This is a genomic window from Saccharomonospora sp. NPDC046836 (assembly GCF_040645195.1).
Lineage (GTDB): Bacteria > Actinomycetota > Actinomycetes > Mycobacteriales > Pseudonocardiaceae > Prauserella_A.
Map to the genome: position 1 here is coordinate 98,502 of NZ_JBEYXW010000015.1, position 16,108 is coordinate 114,609.

The 16,108-nt window shown below is 67.5% G+C and carries 12 protein-coding genes; 6 read left to right on the forward strand and 6 right to left on the reverse strand.

Annotation, left to right across the window (positions count from 1 at the left end; translation table 11 throughout):
• Positions 1-308 precede the first annotated feature (308 nt).
• Genes ABZ863_RS18685 through ABZ863_RS18700 form a run of 4 tightly spaced genes read left to right on the forward strand, consistent with a single transcriptional unit; the run spans position 309 to position 5,231 of the window.
• The gene (locus ABZ863_RS18685) at positions 309-1,589 is read left to right on the forward strand and encodes an MFS transporter (protein ID WP_358537018.1); all 1,281 of its coding nucleotides are present in this window, start codon (positions 309-311) and stop codon (positions 1,587-1,589) included.
• Positions 1,590-1,615: 26 nt separating this feature from the next.
• Complete coding sequence (locus tag ABZ863_RS18690; protein ID WP_358537020.1) at positions 1,616-2,392, forward strand: SDR family oxidoreductase; 777 nt, start codon at positions 1,616-1,618, stop codon at positions 2,390-2,392.
• Positions 2,393-2,421: 29 nt separating this feature from the next.
• Positions 2,422-3,867: an FAD-binding oxidoreductase gene (locus ABZ863_RS18695; protein ID WP_358537022.1), complete on the forward strand. Its 1,446-nt coding sequence runs from the start codon at positions 2,422-2,424 to the stop codon at positions 3,865-3,867.
• Positions 3,867-5,231: an FGGY-family carbohydrate kinase gene (locus ABZ863_RS18700; protein ID WP_358537025.1), complete on the forward strand. Its 1,365-nt coding sequence runs from the start codon at positions 3,867-3,869 to the stop codon at positions 5,229-5,231. Before ABZ863_RS18695 ends, ABZ863_RS18700 begins: the two co-directional genes overlap by 1 nt.
• Positions 5,232-5,235: 4 nt before the next feature.
• On the opposite strand, the gene ABZ863_RS18705 is transcribed toward ABZ863_RS18700, so the two are convergent.
• Together ABZ863_RS18705 and ABZ863_RS18710 are read right to left on the reverse strand one after the other, a co-directional pair.
• The gene (locus tag ABZ863_RS18705; RefSeq protein ID WP_358537027.1) at positions 5,236-5,790 is read right to left on the reverse strand and encodes a glycerol-3-phosphate responsive antiterminator; all 555 of its coding nucleotides are present in this window, start codon (positions 5,788-5,790) and stop codon (positions 5,236-5,238) included.
• 583 nt (positions 5,791-6,373) lie between these two features.
• A complete protein-coding gene (locus tag ABZ863_RS18710) occupies positions 6,374-6,592 on the reverse strand; it encodes a hypothetical protein (RefSeq protein ID WP_358537030.1) in 219 nt (72 codons plus the stop codon).
• Between the two features lie 135 nt (positions 6,593-6,727).
• Between ABZ863_RS18710 and ABZ863_RS18715 the strand changes: the two genes are divergently transcribed.
• Positions 6,728-7,408, forward strand: a complete 681-nt coding sequence (locus ABZ863_RS18715; protein WP_358537032.1) for a Crp/Fnr family transcriptional regulator — start codon at positions 6,728-6,730, stop codon at positions 7,406-7,408.
• A 446-nt stretch (positions 7,409-7,854) separates the two neighbouring features.
• Here ABZ863_RS18715 and ABZ863_RS18720 read toward each other — a convergent pair whose 3' ends face one another.
• The 3 genes from ABZ863_RS18720 to ABZ863_RS18730 all read right to left on the reverse strand — a co-directional run bounded on the left by ABZ863_RS18720 (position 7,855) and on the right by ABZ863_RS18730 (position 10,840).
• Positions 7,855-8,880, reverse strand: coding sequence for a hypothetical protein (locus ABZ863_RS18720; protein ID WP_358537035.1), 1,026 nt, complete (start codon positions 8,878-8,880; stop codon positions 7,855-7,857).
• A gap of 71 nt (positions 8,881-8,951) precedes the next feature.
• Positions 8,952-10,040 carry a hypothetical protein gene (locus tag ABZ863_RS18725; RefSeq protein ID WP_358537038.1) on the reverse strand — a complete coding sequence of 363 codons (1,089 nt, stop codon included), beginning with the start codon at positions 10,038-10,040 and terminating at the stop codon, positions 8,952-8,954.
• Positions 10,037-10,840, reverse strand: coding sequence for a hypothetical protein (locus tag ABZ863_RS18730; RefSeq protein WP_358537041.1), 804 nt, complete (start codon positions 10,838-10,840; stop codon positions 10,037-10,039). The genes ABZ863_RS18725 and ABZ863_RS18730 overlap by 4 nt, the downstream gene beginning before the upstream one ends.
• Before the next feature lie 350 nt (positions 10,841-11,190).
• On the opposite strand from ABZ863_RS18730, the gene ABZ863_RS18735 reads away from it, so the two are divergent.
• Positions 11,191-12,156, forward strand: coding sequence for a hypothetical protein (locus ABZ863_RS18735; RefSeq protein WP_358537044.1), 966 nt, complete (start codon positions 11,191-11,193; stop codon positions 12,154-12,156).
• Here the strand turns inward: ABZ863_RS18735 and ABZ863_RS18740 are convergent.
• Positions 12,123-16,088 (reverse strand): hypothetical protein, encoded by a 3,966-nt coding sequence (locus ABZ863_RS18740; protein ID WP_358537046.1) that lies wholly within the window; start codon positions 16,086-16,088, stop codon positions 12,123-12,125. The genes ABZ863_RS18735 and ABZ863_RS18740 overlap by 34 nt on opposite strands.
• Positions 16,089-16,108 lie beyond the last annotated feature (20 nt).

A 16,108-nucleotide genomic window follows, 5' to 3' on the forward strand; every position in this document is an offset into this window, starting at 1 on the left:
AGTATGGGGACCGCTTCCTCGGAGTGTCAATACACCACCACGGGCGAGTTCGGAGCGGCTACCGGAAGGCCCTCGACCTGCCGAGCCACGGCCACCCGAACGTTACCGGAGCGAGTGAGACCGCCGCCGACCAGGCCAAACCCACGGGAACACTGGTCTTGACACGCTCGCGGAGCTGTGGGTACGCTGCCATCCACCAGAACTGAATACAACGTTACTAGAGACGCAGAGAACAGTAACCCCAATTTCGCCACGGGGATACTGTTCTCTTTTTTTGTGCCTTTATCTCCCACGGCGAGGTGGTCCAGGTGAACGCTGCGCGGAGGCGGTTGAGCTATTTACTGCTGTGTATATCCGGCGGTGTCATTTTCCAGGTCGCCTACATCCGTTTCGTTTTCCTGGAACCGACCTATCAAGCGCTCGGGCTCACCGCGCAGGAATACGGCGGCGTCATGTCCGTCTTCGGCGCGGTGGCCGCGATCATGTATTTCGCCGGCGGCTGGTTCGCGGACCGTTTCGCCCCGCGCACGCTGGTCGTGGCCGCGCTGGCGATCACCGGGCTCGCGGACCTGTCGCTGACCGTCATCCCCGGCTACACCACGGTGCTGCTCGCGCACATCGCGATGGCGTTCGCCGGAATGGCGCTCTACTGGCCTGCTCTGGTGAAGGCGATCGGCGCCTTCGGATCCGCCGAACAGCAAGGCAGGCTTTTCGGTTTCCTGGAAGCAATCCGCGGCGTCACCTCGACGCTGATCAGCCTGCTCGGGGCGTACCTGATCGGCACCGCGCTGGCCCCGGCTGTCGGTGTGCTCACCCTCATCGCGATCTACGGCGGCCTTTGTCTCGTCCTCGCCGTGCTGATCTGGTTCGCGCTGCGCGACCACGCCGACCGCGCGCCCGACGGCGAGCGCTCGGCCCTGTCGCTGCGCCAGGTGCTGACGGCCGCGCGGAACAAGTACACCTGGCTGCTCGGCGGCACGATCATGCTGATGTACTGCTTCTACACGACGCTCGGCTACTTCTCCCCCTTGCTGCAACACAACTTCGGCGTCACGGCGGGGCTGATCGGCATCCTCGGTGTCGTGCGCAGCTACGTCTTCCAGTTCGTCGCGGGCCCGGTCGGCGGGTTCTGCGTGGACAAGGTCACCCGGTCCACGCCACGGTTCCTGCGCGTCGCCTTCGCCGGTGCCACGCTGTGCGTGGCGGTGCTGCTGTTCCTGCCGGGCACGCCCGCGCTGCAGTGGGTCGCGGTGACCCTGATGTTCGTGCTGTCGTTCATGGTGTTCGCCAGCCGCGGCGTGTACTGGGCGAGCATCACCGAAGCGAACATCCCGGCCGACCAGCGCGGCGGCGTGATCGGCCTCGCGTCCGGGCTGGCCTACCTGCCGGACGCGTTCCTGCCCGGCCTGGTCGCCTGGTGGATCGGCGACCCGACGACCGGCACGGCCCCGCACGGCGGCTACGGCATGTTGTTCGGCTTCCTCACCGCCGCCGGTGTGCTGGGCCTGGTACTGACCTCCCTGACACTGTGGGTACAGCAAAGGGAAACGGCAGCCGAGCCGGAGCCGCGCACCCCGGCCATGACCTGACCTCCCCATCCGTAGAAAGGCTTTCGTTGGAAATCCAGGACTTCTCCCTCGACCTGTTCTCTCTGAACGGCCGCAACGCGATCGTCACGGGTGGCAACACCGGCCTCGGGCGCGCGTTCACGGTCGCGCTGGCCAAGGCTGGTGCGAACGTCTTCGTGCCGAGCGTGATCGACGACGGCGGCGAGACGCGGCGGCTCCTCGAGGACGCGGGCACCCGCTTCGAGACGCTGAAGACCGATCTCACCGAACCGGGCGAGCCCGCCCGTGTCGTGGAGTCCTGTGTGGACACCCTCGGCTCGGTCGACATCCTCGTGAACTCCGCGGGCATCTCCACACTGGCTCCGGTGGCGGAGTTCGGCCGCGACGAATGGGACCCGATGGTCGCGCTCAACCTGACCGCGCCGTTCGAGCTCGGCTGGCTGGCCGGACGGCGGATGACGGAGCAGGGCCACGGCAAGATCATCAACATCGCCTCCCTGTTCTCCTTCCTCGGCGGCCAGATGTCTCCGGCCTACGCGGCGACCAAACACGGCATCGTCGGCTTCACCAAGGCCTACTGCGACGAACTCGGCGCGCACAACGTCCAGTGCAACGCCATCGCCCCCGGCTACTTCGCCACCCCCCTCACGACACGGACCCGCGAGGACCCGGTCACCAACCAACGCGTCCTCGACCACATCCCCGCCGGCCGCTGGGGTGAGCTGGCCGACCTGATGGGCGCGGTGGTCTTCCTAGCGAGCCGCGCCTCTGATTACGTGAACGGGCACGTCCTCACCGTCGACGGCGGCTACCTCACCCGATGAACCCAACCGGAACGAAAGCGAAGGACACAATGGACACGACCGCCATCATCGACCGGCTGCGCGAGATCGCCGGCGCCGAGCGCGTGGACACCGACGAGCGGCTGCTGCGTGAGGCGAGCGTCGACCGGTTCAAGAAGTACACCGCCGTGCACGGCATCTACGACGGGCCGTTCCCGATCGCCATCGTGCGCGCGGCCGACACCGAGCAGGTCGCGGCGGTGCTGGCGTTCGCGAACGAGCACGGGGTCAACATCGTCCCGCGCACGGGCCGCACCGGCACCGAGGGCGGGCTCGAGACCAGCGTCGGGCGCACCGTGGTGCTCGACGGGTCGGAGATGAACGAGATCCACCACGTCGACCCGGTCGACATGCAGGCCACCGCGCAGTGCGGCGTCCCGCTGCAGGTACTGGAGGATCGCGTGCGCGAGCTGGGCCTGACCACCGGCCACTCACCGCAGTCCAAGCCGCTCGCGCAGCTGGGCGGCCTGGTCGCCACGCGCTCGATCGGCCAGTTCTCCACGCTGTACGGCGGAATCGAGGACATGGTCGTCGGCCTGGAGGCGGTGTTCCCCGACGGCGCGGTCAGCCGGATCAAGAACGTGCCGCGCCGGGCCGCGGGCCCGGACATCCGGCACGTCGTCATCGGCAACGAGGGCGCGCTGTGCTTCGTCACCGAGGTCACGGTGAAGCTGTTCAAGTACCAGCCGGAGAACAACCGCTTCCACGGCTACCTGCTCGACGACGTGCGCACCGGCATCGAGATCCTGCGCGAGATCGTGACGAACGGCTACCATCCCTCCGTCGCGCGGGTCTACTCCGAGCAGGACGCCGCGCAGCACTTCGCGCATTTCGCCGACGGCAAGTGCGTGGCCGTGTTCCTCGCGGAGGGCCCGGCAGGGCTGGCCGAGGCGACCAGCGCGGAGATCGACCGGGTCGTGGGCAAACACCGGAACGAGCGTGTGGACCCGGAACTGGTCCGCGCGTGGTTCGACAACCTCAACTGGGGCCCGGACAAGATCCGCGCCGAGCAGGAGACGATGCTGGCCGAGCACCACCTGGGCTACACGACCGAGGTGTCGGCGAACTGGTCGGTGATCGGCGACATCTACGACGCCGTGATCTCGCGTATCACCAAGGAGTACCCGCACGTCGACGACATCACGATGCTCGGCGGGCACTCCTCGCACAGCTACCAGACGGGGACGAACATGTACTTCGTCTACGACTACGACATCAACTGCGAACCCCGAGAGGAGATCACGAAGTACCACATCCCGCTCAACGCGATCATTGTCGAGGAGACACTGGCCCGCGGCGGTTCGATGGTGCACCACCACGGCATCGGCAAGTACCGCGCTCACTGGACCGAAGAAGAACACGGCAGCGCCTACCCGATCCTGCGCAAGCTCAAGGAAATCTACGACCCCAACGGAATCATGAACCCCGGCACCATCTTCCCCCTCGGGGACCGCTGATGCCGGGATACCTGCTCGGCATCGACAACGGCTCGCAGAGCACCAAGGTCACCGTGTTCGACGAGCACGGCACGGTCCACGCGCGCGCCCGCGTCCCGTTGCGCCCCAACGACACGCCGCGGCCGGGCGTGGTCGAGCACCCCGATGACGACCTGTGGGACTCGATCGGCGCGGCCACGCGCGCGGCGCTGGAGGCGTTCGACGGCAGGCCGGAGGACATCCTCGGCGTCGGGCTGTGCACCATCCGGTTCTGCCGTGCGATGCTGCGCGCCGACGGCACACTCGCCCAGCCGGTCCTGAGCTGGATGGACGAGCGCGTCTCGCGGCCGTACGAGCACGTGAACCCGGACGTCCGCTACGTCACCGCCTCCTCGGGCTACATCACCGCGAGGATGACAGGACAGTTCCGCGACACCGCCGCCAACTACCAGGGTGTGTGGCCGATCGACACTGACACCTGGACGTGGATCGACCGGCCCGAACTCCCCCGCGAGATGCTGTTCGAGCTGGTCCAGCCCGGCGACGAGCTCGGCACCATCACCGCGGAGGCGGCCGCGCACACTGGACTTCCCGAGGGCGTGCCGATGTTCGCCACCGCCAACGACAAGGCGGTGGAGGCACTCGGGGGCGGTCTCGGCGACGACCGGACCCTGCTGTTGTCGCTCGGCACCTACATCGCGGGGATGACCACCGGGGCGCGCAACGTCCACGACGCCAAGGCGTTCTGGACGAACTTCGCCTGCAGGCCGCGCGAGTACCTCTACGAGAGTCACGGCATCCGGCGTGGCATGTGGACGGTCAGCTGGCTGCGGGACCTACTGGGCGAGCAGGACTGGCTCAACGAGGGCGCTGCCACGGTGCCGCCTGGGTCCGACGGCCTCGTCGCGGTGCTCGACTGGCTCGCGCCCGTGGACGCCTCGTTCCGCAGGGGCGCGTTCCTCGGCTTCGACGGCAGACAGGGCCCGTTCCACATGTACCGCGCGGTCCTCGAAGCGATCGCGTTGACCATGTGCGGCAACGGCAACGCGATGGCCGCGGAGCTGGGCACGGAGTTCGACCGGGTGCTGGTGTCCGGCGGTGGCGCCGACTCGGACGTGCTGATGCGGATCGTGGCCGACGCGTTCGACCTGCCGGCACGGCGCGCGCAGGGCGGCGCGGAGCTGGGCTCGGCGATCTGTGCGGGCGTGGGACTGGGCCTGTTCGGCGGCTTCGACGAGGCGACGGCGGCAATGGTACGGCCCGGCACGGCGTTCACGCCTGACCACGCGACCCACGAACGCTACCGGCAGCTGGTGGACGTGTACCGGGAGCTGCCCACCTATACCGACCCGCTGTTCACGTGGCTCGCGTCTGCGGGCGACTGAGGGCTCACATCGCCCAGACATCCACATTGGACGATGCGATGGCGACGGCCCCCGCGGCGAGTGCCGCCAGAACGTCGTCCTTGTCGCACACGAGCCCGCCCGCGATGATCGGCACCTCGGTGTCCTTGCGCAGCCAGGTAATCACCCGGGGCACGCACCCGGGCAGGATCTCGATGTAGTCGGGCTGGGAGATCGCCAGCTGCTTGCCGACATTGTGGTACGAGAACGAGTCGACAAGGAAGAACCGGTGCACCGCAAGCAACCCGCGCGCCTTCGCGGCCTTCACGATGGCCGCCTTGCTGCTGAGCACCCCGTCGGCCCGCGTCCGCTCGGCGACGAAGGCCACAGCGATGTCCCGGCCCACCAGCCCCTCGACCAGATCCACGTTGACCAGCACGGTCTTGCCCGCCGCGCGCAGCCGTTCGACGAGGTCGGGCAGCGTCAGGATCGACCCGAACAGGAGGAAGACGATCTGCGGCTCGGCCTCCACGACGGCGTCCAGCCCGGCCTCGTCCTTCACACTGGCTATGACCGGCTGTTCCAGCAGGCGTTCGTGCACCAACCCACTATGACACACGACAGGGGGTGCTCTGCTCGGCTGTTGGTCCGTTGTGGACCCATATCATTCGGTGGCCGGTGAACGAGCAAGCCTGGGAGGGCCGCCGGAGGTCGTCGGCGAACCCAACGCCACGGCCGACGTTGGGTGCTCACTGCGTACCATGCGGTGGCTTTGTGCACCGGCAGTCGTCCCGCTCGTAATGCGAGTCAACCGGGAGCGGAGCACGCTGAGGGGATGGCCCAGTTGCAGCGATGTCCTCAGCACACGGTTTTCGTGGTCTTCGGCGCGACCGGTGACCTGGCGGGGCGACTGACCGAACGACATCCGGTTCCTGCGCACGGTTTTCGGCCTGGTGATCTTCCCCCGATGTAGGGAGGAATCGACTAGTGGCCGGAGTACCGGCCCGGCTACTACGAGTTTCCTCACCGCCAGTTTCTCGACCACAAGAAATCTCGAATGAGCGTGCCCGGCGATGGTGAAGTCGTGCCTCCGCCGTCAACCCAATCGAGATGGGTGTCGACCGTTCGCCTGGCCGTCCAAAGCCTCCGGGTTCACTGCTCGGTTCCTGAGCCGTCGTCGGTCTTCAGGATGTGTGCGTCGACTCTCGAGCGTCCATCGCACGTACCGCATCATCGACCTTCAAGCTCGCACGGTCGTAGCCTTGCTCGGCGGTGGCCTGCGGCGCGTGTCCGATCAGTGCCTGAACGTGTGGTTGGTGATCTTGTTTCTTCCAGAAGTCGACGGACACCGGCACGGCGCCCTGAGGTCCCTGGTTCGTCCGCCGAGAGTTCTTCTCGGTCATCGACGAGATCGGCAGCCCTACCTCGGTCCGATGAAGGGGCGATGACGATGTACACAAAGGTGCCCGCATCGGCGGAGGTCATCTGGCGGCGCTCGTCGCTAGTGTGAACCGTGTCCGCGGTCGGAGAGGTGGGACGTGACGGGTGAGAAATTCGTGGCCGGGAGTTTTCTCTCCTACCTGGCCGAAGGTGATCGGGATCTTTTGTTAGGTCGGGGTTTGCGCCGCGAATTCCCGGCGAACGGCACCCTGCTAACCGAGGGTGATCCGTCGGACCACGTACTCGTCGTGCTCTCCGGCTGGGTGCGGGTGGCCACTTCCCTGAACGACGGAAGGGAGGTCGTCTACGCGCTCCGCGGGCCCGGAGATGTCCTGGGAGAACTCGCCGCCGTGCACGGCTGGCCCCGTAGCGCCTCGGTACGTGGGATCGGGCCCGTGGTGGCCGTCCAGCTGACGAAGAGCGAGCTCTTCGCCGCGTTGACGAACCTTCCCGGCATCGCGGTCGCGCTGCTGAAGACAGTGGCGGTGAGACTGCGTGACGCGGAGAACGCCAGGATCGGCGCCGCTGCCCTGGACGTGAGCAAACGACTCGCCAAGTACCTCATCGACCTCGCGGGCGAACGCGGAGTGGTCGACGGCAAAGAGATTTTCATCGAGTCCCCACTCACGCAAGAGGACATCGCGGCACACTTGGGCGCGTCACGCCGCGCTGTCGCCCGTGCGTTCGGGCTCCTGCGTGAAAGGGGTGTGGTGAGCACCGGTCGCAAGAGGATCGTTGTGCACCGTCTCGACGTTCTGAAATCCCTGGTGCGGCTCTGAGCCAAATTACACACAACTCCTGTGCCAAGCGGCGCGGTTCTTTTCCGGGCAGATCGCCATTCTATCTCTGGTGCTGCTGATCGGAGCCTGCTCCGAATTCTGGTGGCCCAGTCCGATTGTTCCGGCTGGAGTATGGTCAGGAGTTGCTGTCGTGGGTGTTTTCTGCTCGATTTCGACGATGATCCGGGTGGTTCTCATGTCATTCGTGCTCGGTGTCGGGGCCGGAGTGTTCCTGGCCGCCGTCGCCGGACCGACTGGCGCACCCAAGGTCGCTCCCTCCAACTCCGCGCCGGTGACCGGTCCGGACGCTCGCGTTCAGGCCGAACACCGAGAGGAGGTCTGGCATGGAGAGTCACTTCATCGTTTACCTGTTCGCCCTCCTGGCGGGCTGGTGATCAGTTGACCAGTCGCGGTCGGCCGACCTGAACCCGTCGGCCGACCGCCCGTCATACTGGTAAATGCAGCCAGGCGCGCGCCGTGAAGTTCTTCGCGGGTAGGTTGACAACGGTCTCGTGGAATTCAGCGGCCGCCAAACTCCCGTATTCGTGACGCACCACGTCCTGGTAGACGGTGTCGGAGACAATGAGTGCGTGGTCGTGGTGAACCCGCGCAGCGAGAGCTTGCCGCAAGCCCGGCGAGTCCAGCAGCCGGTGGACGACGATGGTGGATGTGCCGATGTGCCCGTTGGCGCCCGGCGTGACGATACCGCGGTCGATCGCGATGCGGATCCTGAGGCGATGTCGGTCACTGACGTTGTCGTTCGCCTCCCGCAGCGCGATGGCGAAGCCTTCCAGGAGCCTGGGGATCACGACGGTTTCGTCGAGGCATGACGGCAGTACCGCGTACTGGCCGTCGCCCGCGGGCTCGACCACGACAGCCGACTCGTCGATACCCGCGTGTGCGCGTGCCGCCCTGAGCAACGCCACGAAACGTTCCTGAGCGCGCGCGGCTTCCGGGTTGAGGAATCGGCTGTACCGCTCGATGTCCGTAGCGACGCACAGCCTGACCTCGGTCATCGGCGAGGTGGTGGCGGAGGGACGAGCAGCTGCGGGGAGCGTCAGCGTGAACGTCCACGGCTCGCCTGCTCGACCGTGTTCGAGACGCCTGCCGCGCACGAGCAGTGTTCGCTCCCTGGCAAGCGAGAAGTCAGCACGAACCGTCAGGCTGGCCTCGCGTGTCTCCACGCCGGCGGGCACAACCGCCTCCACGACGAGGGGCGCGTTCGGCAACGGGGGACCGTCGAACCCGCCGACGAACCAACTGAACGACGGCTTCCCTAGTCCGGACACGGAGGTGAGGCTGTCGGGGCCGCTGAGGTCGAGGACGTTCGTGTCGGGGCTGAGCCGGCCACGGACGAACGCGGCGACGTAGCGCCAGCCGCTGGGCGGCGGCGCCGGACTGATCGACATGGTGATGACCACCGTGCGATCGCGCTGCACGATGGAGATCGGCGTGCAGTCGACCGTCGCCACCGTGCGCGTCCGCGGATCAGGCGATTCACCGTTCGGGACCAGAAGCGGGCGTCGCCCGCTGCTCCCGGTGTTCACCGGACCGCGGGGATGTCGGGCCAGGTGCGCTGCTCCCCGGCGAGATAGGCGGAGTGCGGTGCGATCAGGGCTTTGCCACAACGCCCTTGACCGATGTCCGAGCTCGTGGCGGAGATGACCGTCGACACGTCCGGCGCATCCGCGAGCTCGAGGAGTCGCTCGCGGAGTGACGCCGCCGCCTGGTTCGCGCACACCAGGTCGTAGAACTCGAATCGGCGCAGCTGCCGGTACGGCCTGCCGGGCACGGGACTAGGCCCTTCGACGATGGTGCGCAGGTGACTGAACCGGGTGGCGGGCACTGCGTCCGCCAGCTCGGGGAAGCTCACCTCGGTGAGTTCTTCGACCAACTCTCGCTGCAGGCACTCGACGGCGTCCTCGCGGTACGCACCGCTCGCGAACCAACGGCGGAACTCGGGCACTGACCGCTCCGGCAGCAGTCCGCGCAGATCGGCGCGCATGCCGTCGCCACGCTCGATGCGGCGGTCGGCCTCGAAGCCCAGCCCTTCGAGCAGGTCCGCCCCCGGCGCGAAGTACTTGAAGACGCCGCCCGGTGGGGTGAACGCACCAGGTCGGGATCCGGTGGCGAAGAGCACGTACCGGTCGTCCTCCCGGACTCGGAGCAAAGCTGCATAGGAAACGCGCACCGTTCGTTCCGCTCCCCGCGGATACACCGGAACACGCCGTCGGATCACGCGGGTGGACCCGCTGGACCAGGCCATCATCACTCCTTGTCGCAGCCGTTCTGCCAACGAGGGCACCGCGTCTTCCGAACAGCGCCGCCATTGCTGCGTTCGTTGGTGCCGCATTGACTCCGTCGACGGCGCCCAATCACCGACGAACCGCCGGTTGAGGCGTGCGTCCGTCAGTACCCGGGTGGTGAACCCACGGAACCGGAGGGCGTCAGCGGATGTGCACAGAGCCAAGGGGCGCGGACCGAATCTGGATCTGCCGGTCGCGCAACGTCGGCGCGTGGCAGAGGAGCCGAGAGGCGAGCCGCCCGCCGTCCTCGCCGGAGCGAAGCGGGTCGGCGCGGACACCGCCGTGCTCCTGGGTGATCGAGGAGCACGTCCACGCACTGGGCTCATACTGCTCGCTGAGCGTCGTCTCCGGTGCGCACGGCGGCGACGACCGCAGCCACGATCCGGTCCATTCCAGGCGTGGCGATCAACTGCTCTTCCAGCCACTCGTCGGCGAAGGCGGCGTGCGGGGCGGAGGAGATCGCTGGAATGACATCGCCGTCGCAGAACAACCGCAGGACGACGTCCCGCACGACGGCGTGTGCGTTCTCACCGCGTCGAAGCCGTTCCGCGATGACGTCGGTAGCGACCTGAGCGACGGCGGAAAGCACTGAGTCGGCCCGTTCGTCAGGCCTGACCAGCGCGAGCGGGGCCGGACCGATGTCCTGGTTGGGTTGTCCCGCTGTTGGTGCCTGCTTGTGCCCCAACGGGCGTTCGACGTTATCGGCGTACCAACGCGGACGTTGCCGCATGGCGACGAGGACCCGCTCCACCTCGCCGGCGACGACTTCCTGGCTGCTGCCGGTCCAGTCGCCGGTGGTCTGGGCGCGGATCAAGGTCCAGCTTCCGAGTGGCCAGAGCTGATGACCCGCGGTCGTGGGGATCCCCACCCACTCGAGAACCCTTAGTGCGAGCGAGGTCAGCCACGGTTCGTCGACGAGTTGCACGATCAGCCACTGCGGGAGCCGCGGGCGTTGCTGAGCCCCGATCGCGCCGCGCCGCTTGCGGTGCGCGTCGACCACAGCGAAACGCGCGACCGCGGTGATCCACGCGGTGAGGTCCTCAACCTGGGTGGTCGTTCGTTCGGCAACAGCCTTGATCACCGCCGCGACGTCGTCGTGGAACCTGTCGAGGCAGTCTGATCCCATGCGGTTCACGCTGCGGGTGCACACGTGGTGACCGCGCCGGTGTTCCGCCTTCCGAGTGATCCTGTCGAAGACAATCGGCCACACAACGGTGTAGAGCGCACGGTCGAGGCGCCGTCGGGTTCTCGCGTCGGCTGCGGCTAAGGCAGCGGAGAGTTCGCCCTGGTGAGCGAGCTCGTGCAAGAGCTGGACATCGGTGTGACCGGCTGTGGGCACATCTCTCGGCGGCACTGGAGTCTCCTCAACGCCAATGGTCTGTTCGGGCGATGCGTCATGCTCTCTTAGCCGAGAAGACCGTTGTGGCCAGATTGTGGCCAACCTGGCCGTGCGCCGAATTCCGCCAGTATGAGTACGTGACGAACGATGTCGAGGCCCAGCTGAAGGCCGAGCTGCGGGAGTTGTGTCAGCGCTGGGGCCTGAGGCGGCCGCGACTGCGCGACCACATCGGCGGCCACATCGGTGCGTGGGCGACCGTGTCCCGGACGATCTCCGACGAGGACGCGCGCCAGCAAATCGTCCGCGCGTTGGCCAGGCTGCCGCCCGACGACTTCCCCGAGACGGACCGGGTAATCGTTCGCGCGGCGATGGCCCTCGACGGTGATTTCCAGTTCTCCAGCTTGGGCAAGCGCACGGCGTTCCTGGCGGAGGAGCTCAAGGTCTCGCCGAGGACCGCCCGGCGCCGCATCGACATTGTGCTGGACCGGCTCGCCGCCGTGATCGCGAGCGCGATCGACCCGGACGATCTGGACACCGGTTGGGCAGTCGAGAGGCTGGCCGCGTTGGTGCGCCTCGACGGGGACGAGCCCGAGGTGATCGAGCGCCGGACGATCACTGCGACCAGAGCCGGTCTGCAGCGGATCCGCACCCGGTTCACCCTGCCGGTCCTGCCGTCCCATGCGGACGCGTCGCGGAAGGTCGAGGCCAGAATCTTGCAGGGCGCTCGGATCACCGCTGAACGCCGAGTGGGCAACGGCCATTTCGAACACGTGCTCGAGCTGCCGCAGGCATTGGACCGAGGTGAGGAGCTCACTTACGAAATGTCCTACCGGGTGGTCGACGGGCAGCCGATCCGGCCCTACTACGCGATGGTGCCGAGCATTGCGTGTGCCGCGCTGAACGTGAAGATCCGGTTCGCCGTCGGCCGCGAACCTCGCATGGTGTGGTTGCTCGACCGGCTGCACCACCGTGCGCTCCTCGACCTCGACGTTCCTCCCGGCCCGATTGTCGAAGTTGACGGTGCCGGGGAGGTGGGCGCGAACTTCACTGCGTTGCGACCGGGTTTCGGTTACGGCATCGCGTGGTCCGCCACAGAGCCTTGAGTGGACTGTTCCAGGTGTGCGAGCGCTCGGCGCAGGACGTCCCTTAGGGCGTGTTGCTCGACTCCACCGTCCGTGCCGACCTCCACCGGAGCGTCCGGCACGGTCTCGAGCAGCTCACGCAGGTGTGGAAGCGCGCGGGGGAAGCCGACCGCGGCTACAGCGCGAGCCCAGCTGTCGATGTCAAGCGCCGGAGCGTCCGCTTCGGGCCGGGCTCGCCAGAGCGCTTCCTCTGCCTCAGCGCTGAGTTTCCCCGGTCCCGGTCGACCGGTACCGGGGACGTCCCACGAACCCAGTGCGTAGACGGCGAGTGCGGCCTGCTGCTCTGACCCGCACAGCATCAGCTCGATGTCGGCTATCCTTCCCCGGCAACGGCTGAACACGGACTTCCACGGCCAGTACAGACGTGCGGGGAACCGACGTTCCGTGAACGCCTTCGCCGCGGTCGAGGCGAGGCGCGCCGCGCGAGCGGGGTCCACCCGGGATATCGCGAGGAGCAGTGCGGAAACGCCTTCGAGTCGATCGGTCTCGACGTGTGGCAGCACCGCGAGGAAGAGCTTTTCGGCCCTGTCCGTATTGGATCGGTTGACCGGCTTCGCGACCATCACGGCAGCCGCCGCGACCAGAAGCCGGATCAGGTCGGGGTCGTCACCGACGAGCGCCAGCAGCCGCTCCGCCTGGTTCCACTCCTTCAGCAAACGGTGTGCGGCGGCTACAACCGCCGCCGGGTCACCGTCCGTGATCTGGCCGAACAACGATGACGGTTCTTCCTCCGCATCATGCGGTAGCCACCTGTCGAGCAGGGCATCTGCACCGACGACGTCCAAGGCAAAGCGGTGCCGCAGGAGAACGTCGACCGATGACGGGTGGTCAGCGAGCACTCTCAGCAGTGTGTGTCGCTCGTGAGTAAGCGAGCGGGCGACGGCCAGGTCCGCAGTGCGCCACAAGGCGTTGACCACCTCGTCGAGCCGTGCCCTCGCGCGGCGGTGGTAAGTCTGCCTGGCCGGTTCGGTGAGCCGCACGCCGAGTCCGCACAGTGTCTCGGCGGCGGCGTGCACCACCTGCCACGGGTGCCGCTCGGTCAAGTGATCGGCGAGGTGCAGCTCGAGTCCGCGCAGCTCGAACCGCACAACGCAGCCTAGCGCGAGCACCAGTAGCTCTGACGGGTTCGGCTCGCCGAGCACCGCGCCGACCACATCGGTCAATGCCGTTCGCGCCCGCCGGTGCTCCGCTCCGGGTCGCGCCTTGTCGACGAACTGCTGCAACAACACCAGTCCAGTGAGTCGCGGCGGCGTGCCTGCGTGCCTGTCGACGACGACTTCAGCGACTGCTCGTGGTGAACCCAACGCCGCCAGCCCCCCCGGGTCGTTGCGTTTCAAGGCTTCCTGCTGTGTGGAGACGAATGCGGCGAGCAGAACCTTCGGTGGCGAGTGCGCTGCTCGAAGCAGGTGCCCCGCGCGCACGGGATCCACGTTCACGAGGGCGGCGACGACCTGCCGCACGACGTCGTCCGGGGCGTCCGGCATAGACACCAGGACGCGGAGCGCAGCGTCCCAAGCTGGCGCGTTCACTCGCTGAGCCACCTCGGAAACCGGTAGCCGGCGCAGCGCGAGCGCGGCCAGGAAATGCTGGTCCGACGGCTCGGTGAAGGGCGCCGTCGTCGCCGATGCGGCATCGGCTATGGCGGTGTCCTCATCGAGCCGTCGTGCCGCCAGTTCGACGGCCTCGTTGAACTGGGACCCGGCCAGTTCACCGCGCAGCATCGCCTCGTGCGCCGCAGCGGGCGACGAGGGCAGCTCGCCCGTCTGGAGGTGTTCATCCAGGATCGCGAGGGACCGTGGCCGCCGGAGATCGAGGGCCTGCCACGCCGGATCGTCGAGAAGAGTGTGCAGCAGCACGGGAACGGTCGACGCCGGCGCCGTCCGGTACAGGTGGGCGCGTAGGGCTTCCTCGTCGAAGCCCGCGAGCCGGACCTCGTCGAACGACGACAGGCCGTCGACGGACCGGCTGCAGACGAGGATAGGCAGGCCGGGGTGGTTCTCGCGCAACTCCCCCAGGGCGGCCACCGCGGCAGCGCGGTCAGGTGCCTCGTCGAGACCATCGACGAACAGGTGCAGGGCGTCGAAGCAGAGGGCCTCTCGGGTGAGCAGAGGTGAGTTGATGTCGTTTGCGTTCAGCAGCAAAGGCACCCGCTTCCCTGCCACGGCGGTCCGATGGGCGGCTTCGTCCAGGACTCTGGTCTTGCCGCTGCGCGCCCCTCCGGTGAGGACTGCCGCCATCGGCTGCTCGGCCGCTGCGACCGCGCTGCGTCGCCCAGACAGGTACTCGTTTGCCTCGCAGCTCACGTCGATGAACGTCTCGTGCTCCGACTGCAGGTTGGTGCGGACGTGTCGCAAAACCTCGGAGCCGTGCTTCTTGACGTAAGGGCCACGCAACTGGTCGATCGTGCGGTCGCGCTTATGCTGCGGCCAGTGGGTGAACGGTGACCCGTCCGTCAGCCATTCAGTGGCGACGGAGGCAGCCGCGGCCGCAACGCGGAGCTTGGCGGGTGTCTGCACCTCGCCGGTCCACTTGAACGTGCGATGTGCGGCGATGAGGAGGTGGCAGAGGTGGTCTTTCCACCACTCTGCCCCCGCATCGTGCGGATAGCACTGGTGCGCGAACTTCCGCACTGTGAAGAGCACCTCGAAGGCGATTGTCGGCGCTGCCCCGAGGAGCTCTCGACCATGGTGGCGCGCCTCGTCAGCGGGAACGTCGAGCTGGAGAAGCATGCTGCTGACGGCGAGTGCCCGCTGCACCGCGACGACCAGATCGAACGGCAGGTGCGCGAACTGGTCCCGCAGGAACGACACCTCCAGCCACGTGTGATCCGCCTGTTGCGGGGCCCGGCGGGTCGTGCGTGCGTAGTCGATGAAGCAGGGGTGCCCCCCGACGACCACGACGTTCGTGGTGTTGAGATCACCGTGCGACCGCGAGAGAACGCGGTTCGCGACGGTGTCGGTGAGCACGGTCTCCAGCGCGATGAAGGGGTCCGCCACCACGACATCGCCGACCTGCCACCACCCGTCGGCGATCTCTGTCGGCTGAATTGCGTCGAGCAACCGGGCTCGCCGTTCGCGCCCGCGACTCCGCATCACGGTGCCGCACGCGAAGTCGCCGTTGTGGTCGGTGTCCCCGGTCGTGATCCCGAAGTCATCCCCGGACAACAAACCGTCTACTTTCGACAGATCGCGCAGTCGGATCCGGTCACCCGTTCGCAGATCTTCGTCGAACCCGCCGAGCGTGCGGCGCAGCACCAAGTCGTGGGCCATCGTCTCGGCCGGACCGTCGTCGACGCGCAGGTCGAGGCTGGGACCGAGGGACTTGTTGAGGTAGCGCAGCGAGGACTTGCCGTCCTTGAGCTCGTGGTCGCCGTACAGAGGCTTCATCGCGCCGCGCAGGGCGTGCTCCAGCACGTGCAGCGCTTCCGGCAGCACCTCGGGGTTCGCCTCCGCCTCGCTGACGAGCTCACCGAGCGTGCGCACGGTGTCCCCGGCTTGGCCGGTGTACTCGCTGGCCTCGCTGTACACCACGGCACCGAGGTCGTCGTGCTCGGCCCGGCCCGCCACGACGTCCGGGGTGGCTGCGATGACAGGTGCGAAGAGCGCGGACGTCAGCGGGGCGATCTGGTTCTGGTGCGCGGCCCACTCGTCGACGAGCACCTCGGCGCAGTCGATCTTGATCACGCACAGCGAGTTGACCGGCCCGTGGTGGATCTCGGCCAGCAGCACGACCCCGCCGCTGCGCCCGCCGTCAAGCCGCCGGATCATCTCGACGTACGACGTGCCGGCAGGCCAGCTCCCCGGACCGCCGTCACACGGGACGCGGCGGAGCAACGAGTACCACTCGGCGCTCTCGGCGACACCGGGGCCGAAGGTGATCTCGACAGGGTTCACTACGTGATCACTTCATCCAA